Genomic DNA, 22504 nt, shown 5'->3' on the forward strand with positions numbered 1-22504 from the left:
TGATGTCCATCAGACGGTTCGGCACCTCATGCCCCGGAGACCAGGCGTACTCGATTTTCGCGATGACCGTGCCCTTCCGGACCCTGATGCCTCCCCCGTCCAGCCCATGGCACCATCGGGCAGTGTGTAGCCGTCGATGGCGTCACCTGGCGGATTGGTTCCCACCTCGTCAGGCGTGCCCCGGCCGGCGAAGTGGGCTTTGGACGTGGTCTCGTCGTTGAACGACATCAACTGGATGACGATCCGCTCATTCCCGCCGGACAGGCCGCTCACGCCCAGGGCGAGGGCGTCGGCGCACTCGTCATCGAGCCAGGCTTCCGACTGGCAGATCGCCGGATTCGACATGTCCCAGGCGTGGACCGAGGCACCTCCGTTCCCCTCGAGCCGGGGCAGGTTGATGCCTTGGGGGAGAGCAGCCTCCAGCACGTCCTGCGTCATGATCCGGCTCGCGGCTTCGGCCTTCCCCGGCCCCTGCAGCCCCGCATTGCCGGGATGATCCTCGACAGCAGGCGACTGGCTGCAGCCGGCCATCGAGGCGCAGGTGATGGCTGCTTGCCGGGCAGCCGGGCCGGGCCTGTGGATGTCAGTACCGTGGCCCAGGATGAAGGGCATGATCCAGACTCTTCCCCTGGCCCTGCCGGGCACGCTGGTGGACCACCACCGCATCGACCTGACCGCCCTCTACTCCAAGGGTTGGGGCCTGAGCTTCGTCGATGCCGCCGGCTCACCGAACGGCGAGGTCTACGCCCTTTCCACCCTCTACCGCCACACCTACGGGGTCGCCGACGAAGAGCAGGACCCGCAGACCGCGAACTTCGGCTACCGCATCATCACCCGGTACTCCGCGGAGGGCGAGGTCCTGGCCAGCGCCCTGTTCCGTACGGGCGGAGCGAGAGAGGGGGACTCGGCCGTCGCCGACGGCGGGGACCTGGGCCTGTGCGTCCTGCCGGACGGGGTCCTCGCCATCACCGCGACGCCGGACCTGACCACCCTCGTCGCATCGGACCTGAGCCGGGTCCTGGCCGTCTACGACTCGAAGGACGGGCGCCCCTACCGGGAGTTCACGCCGGGGGAGGGCGACCCCTTCGCCGGGTCCATCAGCGTCACGCCCTCGGGCCGACTGCTGTGCACGGTCGCCGAGTACGGCGTGTGGAGGTACGGCAACGTCATCACCAACCTCGTCGGCATCGCCGACGGCCCCCTGACCACAGACGCCAAACCGGCCATCCGCACGCTCGCCTCCCTCGACCCCGAACCGGCGCACCAGGGCACCGTGGACCTGCGCCCGCACGCCGCGTACCAGGGCGCGCCTGTCGGCATGACGAACCGGCCCCGCCCCGCACTCACCGAACTCGCCGCCGGCGAGGACCCCCTGTCGAACTGGGAGCGCTCTCGCCTCGGCCGCCCCGCGGCACTCTCCGACCACCTCTTCGTCGTCCCCTTCTTCGCGCGGACGTTCCGGGGCGGCAGCCGCGGACAGCCCTTCGTCTTCGCCCTCGTCGACGACCGGGGCGAGATGACCGGGCGCCTCCACGGCCTCCACGAGTGGCGCGACTCGCCCTTCACCGGCTTCAACTTCAACCTCGCCGCCGACCCACACCGCGGCCACGCCTTCCACCTCAACCGCTACGGCCTCTACGCCTGGAACAAGGCAGGAGTGCTCCGCGCCAAGCTGGACACCGACACCAAGACCTTCAAACCGCTGACCCACTTCACCCTGGGCGCCTGCACCCCAGGCGGCGACCTGCTGCTCGTCCACACCAAGCAGCACCTCATCCTGCGCGTCCCCGCCCCCGACGACCTCACCACCCTCGCGGCCACGGTCGAGGAAGCGTTGTGCGCCTACACCCGGCAGCGCACGGCCCTGAAGAAGCAGTGGGCCCCGGTCAACTGGCACTGGACGCACTCCGCGCCGCTCCACCGCATCTGACCGTTCGCGAGGCAGGCCGAGGTCACCCCACTCGGCCGATACGGCCAGCCTCCACGGACGGTGGGCTCTCCGCGACTCCTTCACCGCGGCGCCGGTGTTCACGATCGGCACGTGAGGAGTGGCGAGGTCCGCGGGGATGACCAGGGGGATGCGGCTGAGGGCGGCGGCGATGCCGACGGGCAGGGAGACGTAGGAGCCCTTGGAGAACAGGGCGTCCGGCCGTGGGTTCCGCCGTCGCGGGCGAGGATGATCTCGAAGTGAGGGCAGGTCTGGCGGGCGACGCTGCGCAGGGTGCGGTGGAGCGGGCCAGGCCGGTCGGGGGTCGGGATGATCACGCTGATCACAGGGCGCTCCAAGGGGGGTGCCAAGCCGGAGGGATGCTTTCGCCTGGGCCGGGGTGCATGCGGGGAGGTCGCCCTCGCCCAGGCGGGCCGTGGCGGAGGCTCCGGCGCCCGGCCGGAAGGCAGCCCTCCTTAGGATCGGGGCATGGCGAATACAGAACGCATGCGGTGGGACGGCGTCACCAGCCGCGACGTGTACCCCGAGGACGTCCTGGCCCGGCGGGACCTGCTGGCCGACGCGGCCCGCGACGGCGACTGGCCGCAGGTGTTCGAGCAACTGGCGCAGAACCCCGACTGGGTCAACGCGACCAGGGTGGGCGGCCCCAGCGGGTTCACCCCGCTGCACCAGGCGGCCTGGCACGGGGCGGAGGCCGCTGCCGCCATGCTCGTCGGCTGCGGGGCCTGGCGTACCCTGCCGACCGCGGCGGGGGAGCGAGCCCGGGACATCGCCCTGGCCCGCGGCCACAAGGAGATGTCGGGCCTGCTCCAGCCCGTGGCGCACCACCCCGTGCCGTCCCCGACGCTGAACGCGCTGGAAGGCCGGCTGCACGCGCTGATCCGCGCGGACAGTCACGGCCTCGCCGACCAGCACCGCCTGAGGCTGCCGACGCTGGCCGTCCTGACCGAACTCGCCGACCCGCAGATGTACTTCCCCGTTCCCGGCATGTACGGCGGCTTCCGCTACTGGCTGGACGGCGACAGCCTCGTCACCGAGAGTTCCAGCCGCGTCGTCGGCGGCTCGGGCCGACGCCACCGCATCACCGTCCGGTCGACCGAGCTGGTCGCCGAGGGGTTCGACTGACCCGACCGGTCCGTGCCCGCCCGTACGCACACACTGGCGAGCCCGGGTGGGGAACCCGGGGACTCGGCAACCACGGGGGGAGGGGGCGACCGGCGAGGTCAGCGCGTACCGACCGACGTGCGGACCGCTCTGCGCGCCATGCCGGTGTCGTCGTGCGGGCGGGAGCAGCCGCTGCTCCCGCCAAAGGAGCGGACGCCAGCATGGAGCGCTGCACCGCCGTCTCGGACATCCGGATCTCCCGGGTCCGCGCCAGCATCAGATCGATGACCGGAGCACGTTCCCCTCCAGACCGAGAGAGTCGATCCTGCCCCCGTGCACGGGGCCGGTGCTGTATTCGCTCGCCAGGCCCGCACCCCCAGCGAGGCCTCCCTATGGCCCTCGATCAGATCCTGGACGACGGCCTCGTCGTCGGCCAGCCGCGGCATCACGCCGAGAAGCACGGGGTGCCCCGTGTCCGTGGCGGCAGCGGAGCGCGCGCCGGGAGCGGCAGCGAGGCAAGGGAGGCAGAGGGCGAGCGCGGGCAGGCCGCGCGGCATCAGGTACTTGATGCGTCCTGCGCTGTACGTTACCCCCGGGCACAGCTCCGGCTCGTCAACGCAATAGCCTCAGCCTGTGACCCGCAGCCGCAGACAGACCGAGCAGCCTCGCCCCGCCGAGCTTCCTCCCTTTCAGACACTGCTGGACAGCACAGACTGGGCGTCACTCGCCACAGCCTGCGGCACGGGCGATTCCCTGCCGGCGGCGCTGACACTCCTGACCAGCTCTGACCCGATCATCAGGAAGTCCGCTCTCCAGGATGCGCTGAGCCCCGTAACCCACCAGAACAGCATCTACGAGGCCACCGTGCCCGTGGCGCTCTTCGTCGCGGCGATCCTCAACCACCCGGCCATCACGGCAGGCGACTGCAGCCACGACGCCACGACGCCCCCGACCCACCCGACCCTCGTGCAGCTCCTCGACTGGCTCGGCGACACCGCCTACGACGCCGACGACGAGTGCGTTGCCATTGACGAACGTCTCTACGGGAAGGGATGTCTCGATGAGTACGCGGAGATGAAAGCGTTTCGGGACGCACGGCCGGCGATCTTCTCCGCAGTTGAAGCCCTCCTCGGCCATGACAACGCGGGCGTGCGCCACGCCGCTCTGATCGCTGCCATTCCCCTCATAGAGCACCCACTTCTCACCCAGCACCAGGCTGATCTGGCCGACCACGCACGACGTCTCCTGGCCACCAGCACTGACCGGCGCCATCGCGACCGCGTCCTGGACGCGCTGAAGGCATGGGGTCACGACACCAGCGGATGGGAGAACGCGTCCGACATCGCAGCCCGCGAGCACTATGCCCGCCTGAGAGCCGCACGCGCTTCTTGGGGCGGCAACTGGGTAGGCGGCGGCTACAGCGAAGACCCGCCGTTCTGACTCAAGGTCCAACGCTCCGAATCATCGACTGCTCACACCGCGTGGCCGCACCACCAGAAGTGGATCAGAGCCAGGTGCGGCTCTGGTCCACTTCTCGTGGTCGCGTACGCAGCGTGGGGGTTGGTCGTCGTTCGAGGGGCGGGTGACATCGTTGCGGGTGCGTCGGTTCCTCTGCGTCGAGGGCTCCTGCCCGCGCAAGACGTTCGCCGAGCAGGTGCCCGGCCTCACCCCTCGGTTCGGTCGTCGGACGGAACGGTTGCGATCGACGCTCGTCTCGGTCGGTCTTGCGCGCGCGGGACCGGCCGGCGCCCGAATGTCGGACGCCTTCGGGGCGCGGGTCAGCCGGAACGCCTTGTTGAGGCTGACCACCTCGCTGCCGGATCCGCCCACCGCCACGCCGCGCGTGCTCGGCGTCGACGAATACGCTCAGCGCAGGGGCCGGATCTACGGAACCGTACGCGTCGACGTCGAGACACGCCGTCCGGTGGACCTCCTTCCGGACCGGGAACCGGACACCCTCGCGGCCTGCCTGTCCGAACGGCCCGAAATCGAGATCATCTGCCGGGCCCGGGCCCTCTTCTACACCGAGGGCGCTACGCGCGGCGCCCATGAAGCCCTCCAGGTCTCCGACCGATGGAACGTCTGGCACAACCTCGGCGAAGCCGCCGAGAAGTGCGTCTACCGGCACCGTGCCTGCCTGCGACCTACACCCGAGTCACCGGGGGAGCCAGACCAGGTGTCGGAGTCGCCGCGTCCTCGCCGTGGCCAACGGGCCACCGGTTCGCCGAACGCACTCGCGCCAAGCGCGCCACCATCTGCGCGCTGCTGGCGGCCGGTCGTAGCAAGCGGGCCATCGCCCGGCGGCTCGGCATGGGCCTCAACACCGTCCTCCGCTTCTCCCGCGCCACCGAGCCGGAGCAACTGTTCACCGGACAGAGGCAAAGCTGCCTCACCGAGCTCGACGCCTACAAGCCCTACCTCGACCAGCGATGGCAGGAAGGCTGCGCCAACGCCTGGAATTTGTGGGAAGAGATCAAGGCACAGGGCTACCCGGACGGCTATGGCAACGTCCGCGCCTACGCCAGCCGGAACCTACGCGGCAAGCCCCAGCCGGTCGGCCCCGGCCGCCAACCCGCCCGCGCCGTCACCCGCTGCATCCTCCCCCCCCCCGACGCCCTGGCCGAGCGACCAGCTCCAGCTCAAGGCCGTACTGGCCAGCTGCCCCGACCTGGACGCACTCACCGAGAAGGTGCGCTCCTTCGCCCACATGATCACCCAGCTGCAAGGCCACCAACTATCCTTCAGGACAGCTCGTCGATGAGTCCGAAGCCCTCCGGGAACTCCTCCAGGAACTCACGTCGAGCGGGGTTGGTCTCGGCAGCTGCCATCTCCCCGAGCAGGACGATCAGCTCCAGCTGCTGATCACTCGACAGCGTGCTGAGCACGTGCGCGACGCCCTCCATCGCCTTGACCGCATCGTCCTGATCCATCTGCTCGTCTTCGCTGCCGTCGACGAACCACAGGACATCGACCAAAGCCTCGGCCAAGGCACGAGTCAGGGACGGATACGAAGACGTCACAACGGTCTCCCAGCAGATCAACAGCAGAGTCCGGCCATCCCACCACAGAACACTGACATCACTATCCGTGAGCCTCCACAGAAAGTGGACCAGAGCCCGTTTCCACCTACGACAGCCCTCCAGGTCGACGTCACCCCACCGACCGTGGTGATCAGGGCGACGAGCCATCCGGGGACGCGCTGCACGCTCAAGTGGAGACATCGGTCGGCGCGACCCTGCGCGCGACCTGACCACCCGGCCCAGCCTCCGGCCCACGACGGCCCCCGCGTCTCCGCCACCGCGGTCCGGTCCGCTACACCACCACCCCCACCGGCTCCGCGCCCGGGCAGGCCGCGCCACGCGGAGCCTGCTGTTCCCGCGCACCGGCAGCGGGCGCGGCCAGGACCTCGGGGCGGGGGCCGGTGACGGCTAAGGCTCCTGCGCCCGGATGGCGGGGCATTAATCCCATCGGCGGATGAGCGAACGATTCCTCTTGCTGCATCCGGGTGATCGGATTGGTTGGAGGAGCCCTGGCGGGTGATCGTTAGGAGGTTCGAACTGGGCTTACAAGAAATGGACTTCTCTATGCGTCTCCGTCATGTACTCACACGTATGGGCAGGATCGGCCTGGCAGTCGGCACGGCAACAGTGGTGGCCACCGGCCTGGCCACGAGCGCGCAGGCCGCCACGGGAACGATCCAGTACTTCGATGTGAGCGGTCAGGAGTTCCGCGTCACCAACCCCCCGGACAACGTCTGTCTCACCCTTCAGGTCCGGGCGGCCGAGATCGACAACGACACGAACAAGTCGGTGAGCGTATATCTCGGAACCGCCTGCAATACGTTCGTCACGACCCTGGACCCCGGCCGGGGGGTGTCCCACGTCGGAGGCCCTCAATCGGTGCGGGTCATCGGTTGAGCAGTTGACAAGAGCCCCTCCGGCCTATCGTCGAGGGCTTCGGGCGGGACCCTGTCGGCGCGGGAGACCGTCCAGGCAGGACACGGCGCCGGCCCTGGCGATCGACACGGTGCGAGCGGCTCGAGCGGCCATGGTTTCGTGGGAAGCGGTCGGCGGGGCGCTGGGCTGCAGCCGGCAGTCCGCGCACGAGCGCTTCGCCCGGCACATGACGGACTGAACCGTGAACCGGCCAGCGGCAGACATGCGGGACCAGGGGAGGGTGCTCCGCGACCGATGGCCGAGTGTCCGGAGCATGATTCTTCGCCCCCAGGTCCGAGATCAGATGTCGGTGCTCCAGACTTCGGGGCCGCCGCCTTCCCAGCGGATGGGCCCGTCCTCGGAGAGGTCCACGTCCTCCAGGCCGGCCCGGCGAAGGAACTCAGATACGTCGGAGGGCGTGTAAGCGCGGCCGAGGTCGGCGTCCACGCCGAGGGCGTGCACGGTCACTTTCCGCCCGCCCTTGGGCGAAACGGGGTGGATGACGATCTCCGTCTGGTCGGGCATGCGTCCAGCCTGCGCCCGGACCGATGGCAGGGCACCCTGGGGCAGCCATCCGGAGGGCAAGCCGGAGCAGCCCCCAGCGGGGGACAGCCGGGGCCGCGAGCAGACCGAAAGAGGACGTGTATGCGCCCAGCCTCTTCGTCTCCCTCCCGCGATGTGCTGCTCGTCGAGCGGCTTCATGACCGCCGGCCGTAACCCGGCTGGATTCAAGAGCGTTGGCTGAGCATGAACAACACCAAGCGGGTACTTGCCGCATTCGCCCTCGCGGGGGCCGCTCTGTCGTTCACGGGCACCGCAATGGCTGACCAGGGCGACGCTCTCGGGAACATCGGCAGCGTTGCACGGGACGAGTCGTTCAACTTCAACTCGCAGACCTTCGGCGACTCGGTGCACAACGGGATCGGAAACGTGATCAACGCAGTCGCTGACCTTCAAGGGACAGGCAACCAGCTCACCTAGAGGCCGTTCCACCTCGGCCAGACCATGCCGCCCCGGTACGGATGTTGTCACTGTGCCGGGGCGGAGCCGCGCCCGTCCCTCGGGTGAACGGCGCCCCAGGACCTGCCGGGCCCGCCCGTCCGGCGGACCCTTGGAAGAGGGCGCCGCCGCCTGCGAGCAGAAGTTCGACGGGCACCGCGCGCTCCTCTTCACCCCGGCCTCCCGGGGAGGGCGGATGGTGTTGCAGACCCGCCGCGGATCGCACGTGCAGGACCGGTTCCCGGACCTGGTGGCGGCCGCGGAGCAGCAGTTGCCGGGCGGCCTGGTCCTCGATGCCGAACTGCTCGTGTGGGATGTGGAGGCGGGCCGTCTCTCGTTCTAGGCGTTGCAGCGCCGGGCCACCGCCCGTGCCCGCGGCGCCGCCGGCCTGACCGCACGGGGCCGGCCTGCTTCGTGGCGTTCGACGTCTTGCGGCAGGACGGCCAGGAGCTGCTGCACCGGCCTCCCAAGGAGCGGTGCGCACTGTTGGAGGCGCTGTTCACCGACCATGCTCTGACGGCGCCGTGAACGCTCGTTCCGATGACGACGGACCTGGTCCAGGCGCGGGAGTCGCTGGAGTCCTGGAATGACGTGTCCGGCGTCGAAGGCTTGTGGTGGACAGGGTCTGAAACTGTCCGTATGACCGCAGTCGGCCGTCGGGAGTAAAGGTTATCTGGCATCCACTGAGGAGTGGGAGGTGAGCCGAGGGCGCGCGGCGGGCGGTGTCGGAGCTGCGTGATACGACAGAGGTGATGTGTGACCGGCGGCGCAAACAGGGGGAAGCGTGACGTCTGAGGAGCTCGTATTCGATCTCGAGCAGGTACAGATTCACGGATTCGAGCTGTACGAGGGAACGCAGCTCGACGTACGCGCGGTGATCGCGGGCATGCCGGAGGACGTCAAGGACGGGTTCCTCCTGGAAGAGGTGGCCTGGAGCCGCTTCCGGCACGCCTACGGTTCGGGTCACGATGTGCCTGAGCGACTGACCCGCTTGCGCTCCCAGGACGTCGACTCGGCCGGGTTGGCCCTGGACCGGCTGTGGGGCAGTATCGTTCACCAGGGCACGGTCGGCTCGGTGGCCCCATTGACGGTGCCGTTCCTTCTGCGGATCGCTGCCGACCCCTCGACGCATGGACGCGCGGGCGTACTCGGTCTGGCCGCCGCGGCAGCACGACAAGAGCACTGGGGATACGGCACTCGCAGTACCTTCCTCAGGGTGGCCACGCAGGAACTACGGTGCGACTGCAGCGGCTACTTGATGAACTGGTCCATCGAAGCGTCACGGAACGCCGTAACCGTCGATGTCGACCTGATCCTTCCGCTCCTCGACGATGCGGACCCCGACACTCGTACCTCCGCCTGCTACACCCTGGCCACCGCCTCGGGCGAGGCACGCCGCATCACGGACGCCCTGCGTGCCCGCTTGACCATTGAGAGGACTCCACAGGTCCGCGCGAGCCTTGTGCTGGCCGCCGCAGAGCTGGGCCGCGAGCACGCTGTCGCCGATACCGGCGCCTGGACCCATGCTCTCTGGGTGGATCCCTCACAGCACGCAGCGGTCCGAGTGTCTGCCGCACTGGCCTGGCTTTGCCTCGTGGACGAACCCGTCCCGGACGAACTGCGGACGACGCTCGCCCTGCTGCTGACGGATGATCTGGCAGATGCCCTCAACGGTGTTCCGTGGATCGCACATGTTGGCGACAACGGACTTGACCGCACCCTCGATCAGATGCTGAACAACGCGCCGCCCGGCGTTGGGGACGATGATCCCTGGGCCTGAGTCCACCCGTTCCGGCAGGCGCGGTCGGTGACCGTCTGTGCACAAGGCATCGTGGTCAAGGGCATGAACCAGCGCTATCCGACCGGATGCCGCGGCTCCCCGGGCATCCCTGGACCGGCGTGCGGTTCACGGCCGCGTGGGCCCCCGCGACGTCCTCGACGCGGTCCTGGTCCGCCCGGAGGCGGTGACGGAGATCAGTGCCCCGGCGGCGTCACCACGGTCCTGTTGTACTCGGCTGAGGACGTCGCCCTGCTCCCCGTCGTCCGCCCCCTGGTCGACTGGCGGGCAGTGTACGCCGCGCCTGCGGGCACCCGGTCCCCGCTCGCCGCTCTCGCCCCGGTGATCGCGGGCCGGGACTGGGTGCAGCTCGGGGAGGTGGCGCGGACGGCTCGGGTGGGCCGGGCCGCGGTGGTGAACTGGCGCCGCGGGCACCCCGGGAATGACGCCGCCCTCGCCGATCGGGCCCGGGATGGTGGTAGGCCCCCGTGGTGGGCCCCTTGACCCGCAGGAGCCCCAGCCGCTCGCGGTCGCGCTGGGCGAACTGTGCGACGGCGACCTCGTCCCCCAAGATCCGCCGGACAGCTAGCCCGCCCGTACTCGTCACCAGCTGCCCGCGTTCGAACCTTGACGGCCGTCAGGGGCCGATGATCAGCCCCACCGTCGCCAAGGCGCCGCCCGCGAGGGCCAGGAGCACCATTCGCCGGGCGTTGCGTACGTAGCCGTGGCGGCGCTTGCGCTCCCGGCGGACCGCGACCTTCGTCCCCAGGTGCACCCGCCTGGTGTTCTGCGGGTCGAAGACGAGGGGGTAGCTCTGTCCGACGACGTGGGCGTGGCCCACGCTCGCACCCTTCTGGTGCCGGCCGGAGCCTTCCGGGGACTGCCATTCGTAGACAGCGCTCGCGTAACCGTTGGTGCCGAACGGCACTAGGCTCACCAGCTCCGCTCGCACCTCGACGCCGGATTCGTACAGCTCCGTCATCTTCTTGAGCTCCGCTCCCTCGCCTTTGATCAGCATCAGGCCGAAGAAGCAGAAGGCCGCGGATGCGAGGACGGCAAGGAGGAGCACGGTCATCACCAGGTTCACGGACGGACGGTACGGCACCACGGGTTCAATCCGAAAGCCCCGCAGACTCTTCACCAGCAGGGACTTCGCCACCTACGATCACGCGCATGTCGATCTCTTCGCCCGCCCCCGTCCTCCGTGGCGACAGGGGCATCGAACTCCGCTCCACCGGTGAGGAGCTGCTGCTGCGGCGTCCGGACGCCGAGCTGCGCATACCGTTCGCCGCGATCGCCCGGGTCCACGCCGAACGGCGCGACATCCACCTGGAGCTGACCGCTCCGGCGGGAGTCGATCCGACGGTGTACCGCGTCAGCGACGTCAGCGCGGCCGCCGCAGGCGTCTTCGCCGACGCGGTGAACGCCGCTCTGCCGGAACAGACCGCGGACGAGGAGACAGCCGACGGCTCCACGCTTGTCGTGATCCGGAGCCTGGTCATCGGTGACGAGGGCGAAGACGAAGCGGACGAGAACCTGGTCCAAGTCGGATTGCCCTCCCACGGCATGCGGCTGATACACACCGGCTGCGCGGCCATCGCAGCCCTGGCCGTCGTCGTCGGTGTGCTGGGCGGGGACTGGAGTCGGGCCATCGCGACACTGCTGCTCGGGGCGACGGGCGTGGCCTGCTCCTACTTCGTTGTGATGCTGTTCGCGATGGTGTGGCGGGACTGGTACCTGCCCCGCTACGGCATCACTGTGGAGGGGCGGCAGGTGTTCCGGGAGGACGACGGCGACACCGTCCACGCGTTCTCGGCCACCGACGGCGTGACGCGCTACATCCTCGGCCACAACAAGGGCAAGACTGTCCGCATCGCCTACCACCCGAAAAGCCCCGCGTACGCCGCCGTCTGCCCTCCGACGGGCGAAAAGGTGCTCATGCTCGTCGTTTCCATGGTCGCCGCCGTCATCGCGGGGTTCATGAACTACGGGACGTACCAGCTCGTGCTCCCCGCCTTCACAGGCTGATCCTCGTCCTGCGCGTCGGGTCGTGCCGCGGCGGCACGGATGGTCGAGGCGTCGAGGACCCGGTCGTCGATGGGCCAGAAGTCCTTGCCGGCCAGCGCGAGGGTGGAGGCGTGGCGAACGTCTTCGCCGGCGACGGCGAAGCCCTCGCTTCCACGGGAAAGTCCTGTCGCCGAGTTCTGGAAACACCTGAGTGCTCGCTTCGGGACCATGGTTGTGCTCTGTTGGACGAGGGCCTGGTGCTGCCGAAAGTCGATCTGTACGCCGGTGATCTGGCGTGACGCAGCCCGGCTTCCAGCACGGCTTCAAACTGCGGCGAGTCGCCGCGCTGCCCGGCCGTGATCACGATCGACATGGGCCTCTGGCCCTGTTCGACGGCAAGGTGCAGTTTGGTGGTGAATCCGCCGCGCGAGCGTCCCAGTCCGTGGTCCCCGGGCTCGGTGAACGCACCGCCCGGTGGTTCTTTCTGCAGCTCGCCCTGCTTGCGGGCCCCGGCCGCATGCTGATGGGCGCGGCACACCGTGGAGTCGACGCTCAGGTCCCACGTGATCGCGCCTTTCGCGTCGGCCAGGGTCTGGAGCGGTTCACCCCGTCCCGAGGGGGCCGTCGGGCTTGGCTGCGAGATCACCGCACCCTGCTGCTGATGACCGGCCCGTTCACCAGTGTCTTCGACGCCAGCTCATCGGCGCCCGCGGCCCCAACCGGACCGTACTGCGGCTGCAGGAGCCGACCCGGCCGCTGTGGGCGTCGAGACCCGCGGCGATGACAGGCTCCTGGTCCGCGACGACCCCGCTGACTCTTCGTCTGAACGGCTGGACCTGCGGCATGGCCTCCCCGGAACCGGCACGCGAACCGGCTGCTCAGGTTCGAGGCAATGTTTGCCGACCGCAGCGCGGAACGGGTGACTGTCGTCGGCCAGCAGTGTGGGTACCAGGTGGTTCGTCGACTCTGGCTCATCACTGAATGTAAGCATTTGCAACGTTCAGCGAGTTTGGTGCTGCTTCCGTGGCGCCGTCTGACCGACTAGGAGACATCTGATGCACACCGCACTTCTCCCGGCGCTCGCGCCGACCGCCTCTCCCGCCGAAGAGGCCGCTTTGACCGCCCTGCTCAGCGAGGGCGAGGCGCCGGTCAGTGACGCGCCGGTGTTCAGCCCGGCCGCGGCCGGCCTCGTCCTCATCCTCCTCGCCCCCAAGGAGCCGAAGAACACCGTCTGACAGCGGCCGCGGCCTCACGCCGCTGTCCGTGACGCACGACCCGCCCGCCGACCGGCCGTGACAGGAGAGTTCATCCCGCATGTCAGTTACCGATGCGACGCTGCGTGCCGAGTACGGCGCCGCCGCTGAGCGGATGGCGGGGCGTGTCCTCGACGCCCTGAAGGGCGTCGAGGACACGTGCGGCTTCGCCCACCCTCTGTCCAGGGCGGAACTGGCCGCCCTGCGCGTTCTGGGGCCGGACGCCTTCGTAGCCCATCCCTCCGCATGGCGGGGGCTCCTTGGGGCCTCAGGGACCGCGATGTCCGCTCAGGACACGGCACGGGCAGTGTCGGAGGCGTACCGCGTCTTCCCCGCGGCCGAAGGCGGCGACGCGGCGGCCCAGTGGCTCGACTGGGCCACCTGGGCGCTCGCGTCCCGTACGGGTTCCGCCGACGCCGCGAGAACCCCGCCGGGGACGGGACTCCCATCAGCAGCGTCGGCCAAAGCACCGACGCCCCTGCCGGTCCCTGACCGTCTTCCGCTCGCCGGCGGCTGGCGCCCCCGGTCATTGGTTGCGGCCCGGCTCGCCCCACTGGCTCTCCCCGGCCTCGACGGCCCGGTCCACCACGCCGTGCGCGCCGACCCGCTCGCTCTCGCCCGCGGAACCGTCCGCGCCATGCTGCGCCGCGACCACCGCACCGCCGCCCGCCTGGTCCGCTGGCTGGCCTGGCTGGACTTTCACCTACGTATGTCCCGGACGGCACAGCCCTCCCGGGCGGCCGGGACCGCCGGGCCGGCCGCGCCGCCCAGCGCCCTTCCACCGGTCACGCCGGCAATGCCCTTCACCGCCCCCCTGGAGATCGAACCCCTGATCACCCGCCTCAAGCAGGTCGGTGACGGCAGCGCCCGCACCGCCCTCGACCTGGCGGTCGCCGAACGCCTGCTGGAGACGGATCCCCGATGACCGACACCACCGACCACCTCACCACAGTGCAGCGCTGGTCCTCCCGGGCTCTGCACTGGCTGCACACCACCCACCAGCAGGGCCACGGGCACCTCCCGGCAGACGCCACGATCGACCTCACCGACCCGAACGGCGTCTACAAGCCGCTCGGGGAAGCCGCGCTCGCCACCTCCCTGGTCCTGCGCGAAGGTGTCGCCGGCTCCCACGACATCCAGGCGGCGCGCGACCTGATCGACTCCTGCTGGCAGCAACTGCACCAGGGCAACCTCCTCTACGAGCGGCAGTTGCGCTACATGACGATCACCGACCCGCTGGAGCTGTACGCCCACTTCACCCGCGCCGGATATCGTCACCAACTGCTGGACCGACTACTCACCGACTACGCGGGACTGCGCGCCCCGGACGCCGTGGAGTTGGTACCCAACCGTCGGCTGGCGGTGGCCAACGCCCGCCGCATCGTCGGCATCGGCGAACGAACCGACTGGACAGCGCTCGCCGCACGGACCTGGCTCGGCGCCACGCCCGAACCCTGGGCGGTGGACTGGAGCACCGGCTACGACGTCACCCACACCGTCTTCCACCTCACCGACTGGGGGGCCGTCCCCGAAGGGCTGCCCACCCACATGGCCTCCTATTTGAGGGACTGGCTGCCGGTATGGGTGGACGTCTGGCTCGAAGTCGGGCAATGGGACCTCGTCGCCGAACTGCTCATCGTCGACGCGTGCCTCGCCCACCCGGTGTGCGGAACGGAGCCTTGGCAGCAGCTCCTGGCGGTACAGCACGACGACGGACTGACGCCCCGCGACGGCGACCCGGTGGCGGACGATCCCGACCGCGCCTTCAAGGACAACGAACACACCGCCGTCGTCGCCACGATCGCTGGCACCCTCACCCTGTCCCGCGCGCTCGGCGCCGCCGCGCGCACCGCGGCATGACCGGCTCCGGCCACGGCGCGACCGGCGTCGACCTCGGCTTCACCCACTCCGGCCCAGGTACCCCCGTGGCCGGTTCCGACCCCGACGCGGCCCGCTCCGATACCGACACGACCGGTTCCGGTCCCGTCTCGGACCTGGCGAAGCTGGTCCGCGCAGCCTCCGGTGCCACCTCGGTCACCCTCGCCGTCATCCAGGGCGGACGCCGCCACGTGTGGTGCCACGGCAGTCAATCCCGAGGCGGCCGCCCCACCACCCCGGCAACCGCCTACGAGATCGGCTCCGTCACCAAGACCTTCACCGCGCTGCTCCTGGCGCAACTGGCTGCGGAGGGCCGGATCGGCCTCCACGATCCGCTCGACGCCCACCTTCCTCCGGCCCACCGGCCGCGAACGAAGGACGGCGTGCCGATCACCCTGCTCCACCTGGCCACCCACACCTCCGGCCTCCCGCGCCTGCCCCCCGGCCTGATCACCCGGGCCCTGCCCCTCTGGTTCACCAATCCCTACTCCGCCTTCGGCGAGGAGCACCTCCTCTCCGCCCTACGGCGAACCCGCACCCGCCACCGCCCGGGCACCCGCCTCACCTACTCCAACTACGGCATGGCGCTCCTCGGCCGAGCCCTGGCCGCAACCACCAAGACCGACTACCCGACCCTCCTCGCCGAACGCGTCTGCCGTCCCCTGGGCCTGCACGCCACCCATTGCCGCCCCTCGCCCGAGGGCCAGGCGACCGGTCACCGCGCCGGCAGGCCGCTACCGCCGTTCGCCGTGCCGGCCCTGCCCGCGGCGGGCGCGCTGCGCTCCACCGGAGAGGACCTCCTCCGCTACCTCCACGCCCACCTCCACCCCGACGGCACCTCTTTGGCCCAGGCCCTGCGGGACGTGCAGACACCCCGCCTGCGCGCCCGAGGCTCCCGCGACCACGTCTGCCTGGCCTGGAACCTGCGCCAGGTGGGTGAACGCACGTACCTCTTCCACTCAGGCGGCACCCGCGGATTCACCACCTTCCTCGGCTTCGCCCCCGGCACCGGCACCGGCGTCGCAGCCTTGGCCAACACCGGCCCCGGCCTCGGCAGCCGCTTCGTCCAGAGCGCCTACGAGGTCTTGAAACGACTGACCTGCTGAGCCGCGATCGGCGTCCCGTCCGGACCGCGCTCCCGCGTCCGGAGCAAGCAGCCGGCGTCTGCCGCCGACGCCGGCTCTGCTCCGACTTCGACAACAGCCGCCGGCGGCCGGACCTTGACCACGTGGAGTTGGTGGGCGGCCTGCTGCCCCATGCCATGGGCCGGCCCGCGCAGGAGGGTGTGGACAGCGCCCTGCCGTTGTGGAGTTCGGCCGCCTCGGGGCGGGCGGCGGGTCCGCGTACGGGCCGGCCGAGGGCGTGGCGGCCGGCCTCGTGCCGGGCCGCGTCCACGCCAACCTGGAACCGACCGTTACTCACCTGCGACCTGGTCCAGAACCTGCGCGGGTACCGGGAGTAGAACCGGTTGCTGCCGTCAGACACGGACAAGGACGCCGTGGACCTGGTGCGGTCCCGGCCGGACGCGATGGAGAGGGGCGACGACGAGGGGCGGCCGTGGCGCCGGGTCCACCCGTGGACCGGCCGGGAGGGCCTGGTGCCGGTGGCGTTCGTGTTTGCGGACACCACTGCGGTGGAGGTCGCCAGCGCGGTCGCCGTGCTGGAGGAGCCCGGCCGCCGCTATGGGGCGCCGCGCCGGTACGACACCCACCACCGGGGGATCACCGCGCGGGATACGGGCAGGCGGTGCCCCTCGTCGTCCCACCCTGCAGCAGCTCCAGGAGCACGGCGCCGACGCGGCCGTCAGGCGGAGGCTGGGACGGACGGGCGAGTAGGCGCCGACGGCCGCACTCGACAACCCGACGGTGACGCCCTCTACGGGGACCAGGGCGCCTGCTCGGAGTTGGTGGTGTGGCAGGGTGGTGAGGCATGTGGGCCTTTGGGGCCTGTGAACGCGAGAGGGATACGTCATGAACGAGGCCGAGCTCAGGGCGCTGTTCGACAAGATCGACACGGACGGCGACGGGCGGATAAACGTCGTCGAACTGGCGGAGGGGTTCAAGGCCGAGGGCGCCCAGGGGCACCTCGCTGAAGAGGTCAAAAAGGCTATGACGGCCGACGTGAACCACGACGGGGTCCTCGACTTCGAAGAGTTTCGCACCCTGCTGAAGTAGCGGCAGGCCTGAGCGCCCCGGGCGAGCTGAGGGAGCCTGGGCAAGGCCGTACCGCGAGGAGGACTTGCCCAGGCACTGCGGCTACGGGCCTTCCCGTCCCGGGCGCAGGACGTCGGCGTAGATCCGGGCCCGGACACCGGGCTCGCCGGGGCCCCGGCGCATCGGGCCGATGCCCGAGGTCGCCCAGCGTTCTTCCAGCGTGGCCATGACGGCCCGGACGGTGTCCTCGTCCCCGCCGGTGATGGGCTCCCGTCTGTCCTCGACGACTCCGACCCTGCTCCCACGCGCCGGATCACCCCGGTGTCCGCGGCCGTGGCGGGCTCTGGTACCTCAAGTGCCGCTTCAACGACCGGACCTGACTCCCCCCGGCGATGCCGGCGGTGACGGCGATGCTCCGGCTCCGGGACCGACCGGCGCCGGCCCCATCCCCCAAGCGGGACAGAACTCAAGTGCCCCCACCCCCAGATGATCCGGACCGATCCACCGGGCTGACGTGGGACGCGCGAGGTGCCACGATGATCCGTGCTTCAACAGTGTGCCCGTTCGGGACGCGGCGAGAGCGGTGATGTCGCGTCACCGAGACCAGCCCTATGCCACGAAAAGGCGGACATCACATGCGCGTTACACCCCGTGGAGCGTTCTTAAGCAGTGGTCGCGGCTTAGCCGAAGACGACCAGGTGCGGCTCTACTACAGCCGCAAGACACAGGAGATCCTCCAGAAGTACGGCCCGGGGCCCCGCGTGCACTTCCACGTGGGCCTCTTCCCCGACCGGCTCCCGCCCCACACAGCCGTCTCCCAGAGCACGCTGAAGCAGCACCTGCTCGACGCCCAGGAACGCATAGTCGAGCACGCGGCCCGTTCCTGGGGCGCGTACGAGGAACCACCCCGCACGCTCCTTGACATCGGCTGCGGCCTCGGCGGCACCTCGCTGTACTGGGCGCAGGAGCACCGGGCGGCGGTCACCGGCCTCACCGTCGCGGCGGACCACATCCCGATCGTCCGGCGCTTCGCCCGGCGGGCAGGGGCCGAGGAGCTCGTGGACCTCCTCCCGATGGACGTCCATGACCTGGACGTCACCCATGCCTACGATGCCGCGTACGCCAACGAGAGCAGCGGCTACACCGACCGGGCCCGCCTCTTCGACGTCGTCGCCAAGGCGCTCAGGCCCGGCGGATGGTTCGGCATCCAGGAGCACTTCCTGTGCCGCCCCGGGCACCGCGAGTTCGTGGACGGCTACTACAGAACGAGACTGGGAACACGCCAGGAGTACCTGGCTGCGGCCGAGGCGTCCGGCTTCGAGCTGACGCACGAGGAGGACGTGACCGACCGTGTGGCGGAATTCTGGGTGCAGTCCATGGCATGGAACACCGCCGAACTCGACCGGCTCCGGGCGGGCGGCGAAACCGGCGCCTGGAGCACCGCGCGTCTGGAGCAGTCGACGATCACGCACAGCAGCCTCTTCCGGCTCTGGCGTGAGCACGCGGTGGAGACGCGTCTGATGCGCTTCCGGGCCGGGGGCGGCCGATGACCGTCCCGCCGCGCCCCTCGCTCCTCGGTACGCAACTCCCCGCCTTCTTCTGTCCGCTGCGGCGGGACCTCCTCCATCCGCAGGCCAAGCAGGTCGAGGAACGGGCGGTCGAGTGGGTCGACGCCTTCGGCCTCTACCCGGATCCGGTGGAGCGCGCGTGGGGTCTCGCCACCCGCAGCGCGGACTTCTCCTGCCGCATCATCCCCGAAGGGGACGTGGAGGCCCTGCTGCTGTTCACCGAGTGGAACTACTGGGCCAACGCCGTCGACGACTGGCAGGACTCCGGCTCCGACGACGTGGGGGCGGGTGCCGTCGTCGAGCACGGCGTGCGGCTGCTGCGGACCATCGAGAACCCCGGGGCGTCGGTGCTGCCCGAGGGTCCCATGACCCGCGCGCTGGTGGACCTGGTGATCCGTACTCACGCCATGCTGTCCGCGTTCGAGCTGCGCAGGTTCACGGAGGGGACACGGGACTGGCTGCTCGGTGCCGCCTGGCGGGCTGCCCGCGCCGAGGCCGGGAGCATGCCGGGGCTGAACGACTTCGTCGCCATGGGGCCGCTGGCGAACGGTACCCGCTTCTCGATGACGTGGTCCGACGTCGTACGCCGGGGCCGGCTGCCCGTGGAACTGCTCTGCAACCCCGCCCTGACCGCGTTGACGGACGCGGCGGGATTCATCGTCAGTGCGGACAACGACCTGTTCTCCTACGACAAGGACGACCACCTGGAGCCCAAGGAGATCAACCTCGTCAACGTCTTCGCCCACCAGGAGGACTGCTCACCCGCCGAGGCCGTCCCGCTCGCGGTGGCCCTGCGGGACCGGGTGATGGTCCTCTACGTCCGGCTCCGTGCCCGGCTGGCGCAGGGAGCGGGCGCGGAGCTGCGCTCCCACCTGCGGGCTCTGGACCACTACGTGGCCGGCTGCATCGCGTGGCAGAGCCGGGCGCCCCGGTACGCGAGCCCACGCAACCGGTACGGGCTCCCGGTCGAGGAGGCCCGGTTCGCGATCCGGTTCGCCGATGCGCCCAGCGACGCCGCGACCGAACCACCAGACCTGCCGGCCCTCGCCGCCTGGTGGCAGTGGCTGCGGCACTGAGCGGTGCGCCGAAGGCCCCCCGGCCGGCGCGGCCGGGGGGCCTTCGGCCCGCACCATCGGCTCAGCGGAGCCCGAACAGCCGCCGCCACCAGCCGGCGCGGCGCCGGGAGCCGGCGGCCGCGGGCACCGCGGGCTGCTGCGGCGGGATGGGCGGGACCCCGTACGCCTGCGCGGGGTCCGGTTGCGCCGAGGACACGGAACGCGGGGTGAACCGAACCGGCAGTGACAGCAGATGGCGCGACATGAGGGTGCCGCGCCACTGGAGCTCGCTCGCGCCGACGGCCAGCTGCAGGTCCGGCAGCCGGTCGAGCAGGACTTCGATCCCGGTGTCGGCGATGGCCCGGCCGATGTCCTGGCCCGGACACTCGTGTGCTCCGCTGCTGAACGCCAGGTGGGAGCGGTTGCCGAAAACGGAGACGCTGCGGTCGGGGCGGATCTGCGGGTCGGCGTTGCCCGCGGCCAGGCCGAGCAGGAGCATGTCGCCGGCCTTGATCTGCTGGCCGGCGAGTTCGGTGTCCCCGGTGGCCCAGCGCCCGATGACCGTGTTGATCGGCGGGTCGTCCCACAGCACTTGCTCCAGCGCGTCGGGCAGGGTCATCTGCCCTCCCGACAGACTCGCCCGGAACCGCGGGTCGGTCAGTACGGTCCGCAGGGTGTTGGCGATCAGGTTGGCGGTGGTCTCGTACGCCGCGATCAGGACGACGCGCAGGTGCATCAGCACCTCGGTGTCGGTCAGGTTCGCCGGGTGCTCGATCAGCCAGGAGGCGAGGTCGTGCGCGGGCTTGGCCTTGCGTTCGACGACCAGCTGCTCCAGCGTCCGGGTGACGTAGCGGTCGCTCTGCAGAGCCGTCTCGGTCCCCTGGAGCATGTCGCGTGCCGCGTTGACCAGTCTGGGCCCGTGCTCGTCGGGAGCCCCGACGAGCTGCGTCATGACCAGCATGGGGAGCTGGTCGGAGAAGGCGGACACGAGGTCGGCGTATCCCTCGCCGGCGATCCGGTCGACGAGCTGGTTGGCGAACCGCGTCACGTAGCGGCGGATGCCGCGCTTGTCGAAGCGTTCCAGGGACTCCACCACGGCTCCGCGCAGCCGCTCCTGGACGGGCCCGTCGGTGAAGTTGCACACCGGTACCCAGGTGACCATCGGGCCGAGCGGGGTGTCGGCCGGCACCCGGCCCTCACGCATGTCGCGCCAGCCGCGAGGGTCGCGGGCGAAGCGCGAAGGGGTGCGCGCCACGTCCAGGTTCTCCCGGTGGCCGAGGACCAGCCAGGCCGGCAGGTCCCCGCTGACCAGCACGGGCGCCACCGGCCCGTACTCGGCCCGCAGCTTCTCGTACAGGCCCAGGGGGTCGGCTTGGGCCTCCGGCCCGTGGAGTCGGTACAGGCCGCCTTGGGCGCGCGCCGCGTGGGCGGGGCACTCCGGCGGAGGGGTGGAGTGGGTGGTCACATTGCCTCCTGGGTTGCTGCCTGGGAGTACAGGTAGCGCATGAGGGTCAGCAGGACATCGCGGGACGAGTCCCGTCGTCTGGCGTCGCAGACGAGGATCGGTACGTCGGGGGGAAGGTCGAGGGCCTCACGGAGTTCCGCCAGCGGATGCTCGGGGGCGCCGGGGAAGGAATTGACGGCCACGACGAAGGGGACGCCGCGTTCCTCCAGCCGGCCGATGACGTCGAAGCTGATCTCCAGCCGCCGGGTGTCGACGAGCACGACCGCCCCCAGCGCGCCCTCGAACAGACCGCGCCACAGGAACCAGAACCGCTCCTGACCGGGTGTCCCGAACAGGTAGAGCACCAGCTCGTCGTTGATGCTGATGCGGCCGAAGTCCATGGCCACGGTCGTGGTCGTCTTGCGCGCCACGCCCCGGGTGTCGTCGACGCCGACGCCCGCCTTGGTCATCGTCTCCTCGGTCGTCAGCGGCCTGATCTCACTGACCGCGCCGACCATCGTCGTCTTGCCCACGCCGAAACCGCCGACGATGACGACTTTGACGGCGGCCGCGGCGCTCTGGGGGAGTATGTCCTCCTGTCGCGGCCCTGCAGGCGGCTCAGAGCTTCTGAAGTCCATCGATCACTGCCTCGATCAGAGCTAGGTCGGGGAGCTGGGCGGCGGGGACGGGCGGGCGGACGGACACGAACCGGTCCGCGATCAGGTCCCCGACCAGCACGGTCACGGCGCTCACGGGCAGGCCTGAGTACGCGGCGATCTCGGCCACCGACAGCGGTGCCCGGCACATCCGCAGGATGGCCGCCTGCTCCGGCTGCATCGCGGGTCTCACGGGTGCCTTGGCCACGACCAGGGTCACGAGGTCGAGAGGGACGGTGGTGGAGGGTCCGCTGCGTCCGCCGGTGATGACGTAGAGCCGCTCGGGACTGCCGTCCTCCCAACTGGTCGGGGGCTCACTCACGCCGGCTGCCCGTCGTGCCGGGGCGGACTGCTCAGGTGGTCCCCCATCCGGGTCACCAGGTTCCGCATCTGTGCACCCATCAGGCCGGCGTCGACGCCCTCGTCGGCGAGGACCGCCAGGTAGGAGCCGTCGCCGGCGGCCATCAGGTAGAAGAACCCGCCGTCCATCTCGATCACGACCAGGCGCATTCTGCCCTCCGAGCGGGGCAGTTCCGCCGCCACCGCTCCGGCGAGGCTCTGCAGGCCGGCGCAGGCCGCCGCAAGACGGTCGGCCGTGTCGGTCTCGGCTCCGTACTGCGCCACGCAGAGGCCGTCTGCGGAGAGGACGATCACGTGCCGGACTTGCGGCACTCCGACGGCCAGGTCCTTGAGCATCCAGTCCATGCCGCTTCGCTGGGTCATCATC

Annotated in this window: 27 protein-coding genes and 2 pseudogenes; 16 read left to right on the plus strand and 13 right to left on the minus strand. The window is 70.4% G+C overall.

Annotation, left to right across the window (positions count from 1 at the left end; translation table 11 throughout):
• Window positions 1-9: 9 nt before the first annotated feature.
• Window positions 10-612, minus strand: coding sequence for a hypothetical protein (locus ACZ4WZ_RS14660; RefSeq protein ID WP_467889764.1), 603 nt, complete (start codon window positions 610-612; stop codon window positions 10-12).
• Between ACZ4WZ_RS14660 and ACZ4WZ_RS14665 the strand changes: the two genes are divergently transcribed.
• The gene (locus tag ACZ4WZ_RS14665; protein WP_467889766.1) at window positions 611-1930 is read left to right on the plus strand and encodes a hypothetical protein; all 1320 of its coding nucleotides are present in this window, start codon (window positions 611-613) and stop codon (window positions 1928-1930) included. The two genes, ACZ4WZ_RS14660 and ACZ4WZ_RS14665, sit on opposite strands and share 2 nt — an antisense overlap.
• 98 nt (window positions 1931-2028) lie before the next feature.
• Here ACZ4WZ_RS14665 and ACZ4WZ_RS14670 read toward each other — a convergent pair whose 3' ends face one another.
• Window positions 2029-2274, minus strand: a complete 246-nt coding sequence (locus ACZ4WZ_RS14670; RefSeq protein WP_467889769.1) for a glycosyltransferase family 2 protein — start codon at window positions 2272-2274, stop codon at window positions 2029-2031.
• Between the two features lie 142 nt (window positions 2275-2416).
• Between ACZ4WZ_RS14670 and ACZ4WZ_RS14675 the strand changes: the two genes are divergently transcribed.
• Window positions 2417-3073 carry an ankyrin repeat domain-containing protein gene (locus ACZ4WZ_RS14675; protein WP_467889772.1) on the plus strand — a complete coding sequence of 219 codons (657 nt, stop codon included), beginning with the start codon at window positions 2417-2419 and terminating at the stop codon, window positions 3071-3073.
• Window positions 3074-3349: 276 nt separating this feature from the next.
• Here the strand turns inward: ACZ4WZ_RS14675 and ACZ4WZ_RS14680 are convergent.
• Window positions 3350-3498, minus strand: a pseudogene (locus ACZ4WZ_RS14680) (DUF5655 domain-containing protein); the annotation flags it as partial.
• 187 nt (window positions 3499-3685) lie between these two features.
• On the opposite strand from ACZ4WZ_RS14680, the gene ACZ4WZ_RS14685 reads away from it, so the two are divergent.
• Together ACZ4WZ_RS14685 and ACZ4WZ_RS14690 are read left to right on the plus strand one after the other, a co-directional pair.
• Window positions 3686-4492, plus strand: coding sequence for a hypothetical protein (locus ACZ4WZ_RS14685; RefSeq protein ID WP_467889774.1), 807 nt, complete (start codon window positions 3686-3688; stop codon window positions 4490-4492).
• Between the two features lie 313 nt (window positions 4493-4805).
• Window positions 4806-5813 carry an ISL3 family transposase gene (locus ACZ4WZ_RS14690; RefSeq protein ID WP_467890106.1) on the plus strand — a complete coding sequence of 336 codons (1008 nt, stop codon included), beginning with the start codon at window positions 4806-4808 and terminating at the stop codon, window positions 5811-5813.
• Here the strand turns inward: ACZ4WZ_RS14690 and ACZ4WZ_RS14695 are convergent.
• Window positions 5794-5982, minus strand: coding sequence for a hypothetical protein (locus tag ACZ4WZ_RS14695; RefSeq protein WP_467889776.1), 189 nt, complete (start codon window positions 5980-5982; stop codon window positions 5794-5796). The genes ACZ4WZ_RS14690 and ACZ4WZ_RS14695 overlap by 20 nt on opposite strands.
• A gap of 681 nt (window positions 5983-6663) precedes the next feature.
• Between ACZ4WZ_RS14695 and ACZ4WZ_RS14700 the strand changes: the two genes are divergently transcribed.
• Entirely contained in the window at window positions 6664-6969 is a 306-nt protein-coding gene (locus tag ACZ4WZ_RS14700) for a hypothetical protein (protein ID WP_467889779.1), read from the plus strand.
• Between the two features lie 318 nt (window positions 6970-7287).
• On the opposite strand, the gene ACZ4WZ_RS14705 is transcribed toward ACZ4WZ_RS14700, so the two are convergent.
• Entirely contained in the window at window positions 7288-7512 is a 225-nt protein-coding gene (locus ACZ4WZ_RS14705) for a hypothetical protein (protein WP_467889782.1), read from the minus strand.
• A gap of 222 nt (window positions 7513-7734) precedes the next feature.
• Here ACZ4WZ_RS14705 and ACZ4WZ_RS14710 point away from each other — a divergent pair, with 222 nt between their 5' ends.
• The 3 genes from ACZ4WZ_RS14710 to ACZ4WZ_RS14720 all read left to right on the plus strand — a co-directional run bounded on the left by ACZ4WZ_RS14710 (window position 7735) and on the right by ACZ4WZ_RS14720 (window position 9766).
• A complete protein-coding gene (locus ACZ4WZ_RS14710; RefSeq protein WP_467889785.1) occupies window positions 7735-7968 on the plus strand; it encodes a hypothetical protein in 234 nt (77 codons plus the stop codon).
• 130 nt (window positions 7969-8098) lie between these two features.
• Window positions 8099-8329 (plus strand): ATP-dependent DNA ligase, encoded by a 231-nt coding sequence (locus ACZ4WZ_RS14715; protein ID WP_467889787.1) that lies wholly within the window; start codon window positions 8099-8101, stop codon window positions 8327-8329.
• 441 nt (window positions 8330-8770) lie between these two features.
• The gene (locus ACZ4WZ_RS14720) at window positions 8771-9766 is read left to right on the plus strand and encodes a hypothetical protein (protein ID WP_467889790.1); all 996 of its coding nucleotides are present in this window, start codon (window positions 8771-8773) and stop codon (window positions 9764-9766) included.
• A 634-nt stretch (window positions 9767-10400) separates the two neighbouring features.
• Here ACZ4WZ_RS14720 and ACZ4WZ_RS14725 read toward each other — a convergent pair.
• Complete coding sequence (locus ACZ4WZ_RS14725) at window positions 10401-10850, minus strand: hypothetical protein (RefSeq protein ID WP_467889792.1); 450 nt, start codon at window positions 10848-10850, stop codon at window positions 10401-10403.
• 86 nt (window positions 10851-10936) lie between these two features.
• On the opposite strand from ACZ4WZ_RS14725, the gene ACZ4WZ_RS14730 reads away from it, so the two are divergent.
• On the plus strand, window positions 10937-11791 hold the full coding sequence (locus ACZ4WZ_RS14730; RefSeq protein WP_467889794.1) for a hypothetical protein: 855 nt from the start codon (window positions 10937-10939) through the stop codon (window positions 11789-11791).
• On the opposite strand, the gene ACZ4WZ_RS14735 is transcribed toward ACZ4WZ_RS14730, so the two are convergent.
• Entirely contained in the window at window positions 11749-12000 is a 252-nt protein-coding gene (locus tag ACZ4WZ_RS14735) for a hypothetical protein (RefSeq protein WP_467890127.1), read from the minus strand. The genes ACZ4WZ_RS14730 and ACZ4WZ_RS14735 overlap by 43 nt on opposite strands.
• 77 nt (window positions 12001-12077) lie before the next feature.
• Window positions 12078-12356 (minus strand): annotated as a pseudogene (locus ACZ4WZ_RS14740) (transposase); the annotation flags it as partial.
• 469 nt (window positions 12357-12825) lie between these two features.
• On the opposite strand from ACZ4WZ_RS14740, the gene ACZ4WZ_RS14745 reads away from it, so the two are divergent.
• From ACZ4WZ_RS14745 to ACZ4WZ_RS14765, 5 genes are all read left to right on the plus strand, one after another.
• Window positions 12826-13005: a hypothetical protein gene (locus tag ACZ4WZ_RS14745; RefSeq protein WP_467889796.1), complete on the plus strand. Its 180-nt coding sequence runs from the start codon at window positions 12826-12828 to the stop codon at window positions 13003-13005.
• Window positions 13006-13084: 79 nt separating this feature from the next.
• The gene (locus ACZ4WZ_RS14750) at window positions 13085-13948 is read left to right on the plus strand and encodes a hypothetical protein (protein ID WP_467889798.1); all 864 of its coding nucleotides are present in this window, start codon (window positions 13085-13087) and stop codon (window positions 13946-13948) included.
• Window positions 13945-14883, plus strand: a complete 939-nt coding sequence (locus tag ACZ4WZ_RS14755; RefSeq protein WP_467889801.1) for a DUF6895 family protein — start codon at window positions 13945-13947, stop codon at window positions 14881-14883. The genes ACZ4WZ_RS14750 and ACZ4WZ_RS14755 overlap by 4 nt, the downstream gene beginning before the upstream one ends.
• Window positions 14880-16007: a serine hydrolase domain-containing protein gene (locus tag ACZ4WZ_RS14760; RefSeq protein ID WP_467889803.1), complete on the plus strand. Its 1128-nt coding sequence runs from the start codon at window positions 14880-14882 to the stop codon at window positions 16005-16007. The genes ACZ4WZ_RS14755 and ACZ4WZ_RS14760 overlap by 4 nt, the downstream gene beginning before the upstream one ends.
• Before the next feature lie 864 nt (window positions 16008-16871).
• The gene (locus tag ACZ4WZ_RS14765) at window positions 16872-17075 is read left to right on the plus strand and encodes an EF-hand domain-containing protein (RefSeq protein ID WP_360636467.1); all 204 of its coding nucleotides are present in this window, start codon (window positions 16872-16874) and stop codon (window positions 17073-17075) included.
• An 81-nt stretch (window positions 17076-17156) separates the two neighbouring features.
• On the opposite strand, the gene ACZ4WZ_RS14770 is transcribed toward ACZ4WZ_RS14765, so the two are convergent.
• Complete coding sequence (locus tag ACZ4WZ_RS14770; RefSeq protein WP_467890109.1) at window positions 17157-17318, minus strand: DUF6207 family protein; 162 nt, start codon at window positions 17316-17318, stop codon at window positions 17157-17159.
• 371 nt (window positions 17319-17689) lie between these two features.
• Between ACZ4WZ_RS14770 and ACZ4WZ_RS14775 the strand changes: the two genes are divergently transcribed.
• Both ACZ4WZ_RS14775 and ACZ4WZ_RS14780 read left to right on the plus strand, forming a co-directional pair.
• The gene (locus ACZ4WZ_RS14775) at window positions 17690-18604 is read left to right on the plus strand and encodes an SAM-dependent methyltransferase (RefSeq protein WP_467889806.1); all 915 of its coding nucleotides are present in this window, start codon (window positions 17690-17692) and stop codon (window positions 18602-18604) included.
• Window positions 18601-19698, plus strand: a complete 1098-nt coding sequence (locus ACZ4WZ_RS14780) for a terpene synthase family protein (protein WP_467889809.1) — start codon at window positions 18601-18603, stop codon at window positions 19696-19698. The genes ACZ4WZ_RS14775 and ACZ4WZ_RS14780 overlap by 4 nt, the downstream gene beginning before the upstream one ends.
• Window positions 19699-19759: 61 nt before the next feature.
• Here the strand turns inward: ACZ4WZ_RS14780 and ACZ4WZ_RS14785 are convergent, their stop codons facing one another.
• The 4 genes from ACZ4WZ_RS14785 to ACZ4WZ_RS14800 are packed head-to-tail and all read right to left on the minus strand — an operon-like array spanning window position 19760 to window position 22503.
• On the minus strand, window positions 19760-21142 hold the full coding sequence (locus ACZ4WZ_RS14785; RefSeq protein ID WP_467889812.1) for a cytochrome P450: 1383 nt from the start codon (window positions 21140-21142) through the stop codon (window positions 19760-19762).
• A complete protein-coding gene (locus tag ACZ4WZ_RS14790) occupies window positions 21139-21759 on the minus strand; it encodes a GTP-binding protein (RefSeq protein WP_467889814.1) in 621 nt (206 codons plus the stop codon). The genes ACZ4WZ_RS14785 and ACZ4WZ_RS14790 overlap by 4 nt, the downstream gene beginning before the upstream one ends.
• Entirely contained in the window at window positions 21740-22099 is a 360-nt protein-coding gene (locus tag ACZ4WZ_RS14795; RefSeq protein WP_467889817.1) for a DUF742 domain-containing protein, read from the minus strand. Before ACZ4WZ_RS14795 ends, ACZ4WZ_RS14790 begins: the two co-directional genes overlap by 20 nt.
• Complete coding sequence (locus tag ACZ4WZ_RS14800) at window positions 22096-22503, minus strand: roadblock/LC7 domain-containing protein (RefSeq protein ID WP_467889820.1); 408 nt, start codon at window positions 22501-22503, stop codon at window positions 22096-22098. The genes ACZ4WZ_RS14795 and ACZ4WZ_RS14800 overlap by 4 nt, the downstream gene beginning before the upstream one ends.
• Window position 22504 lies beyond the last annotated feature (1 nt).

This window comes from Streptomyces sp. NPDC029122 (assembly GCF_055569445.1).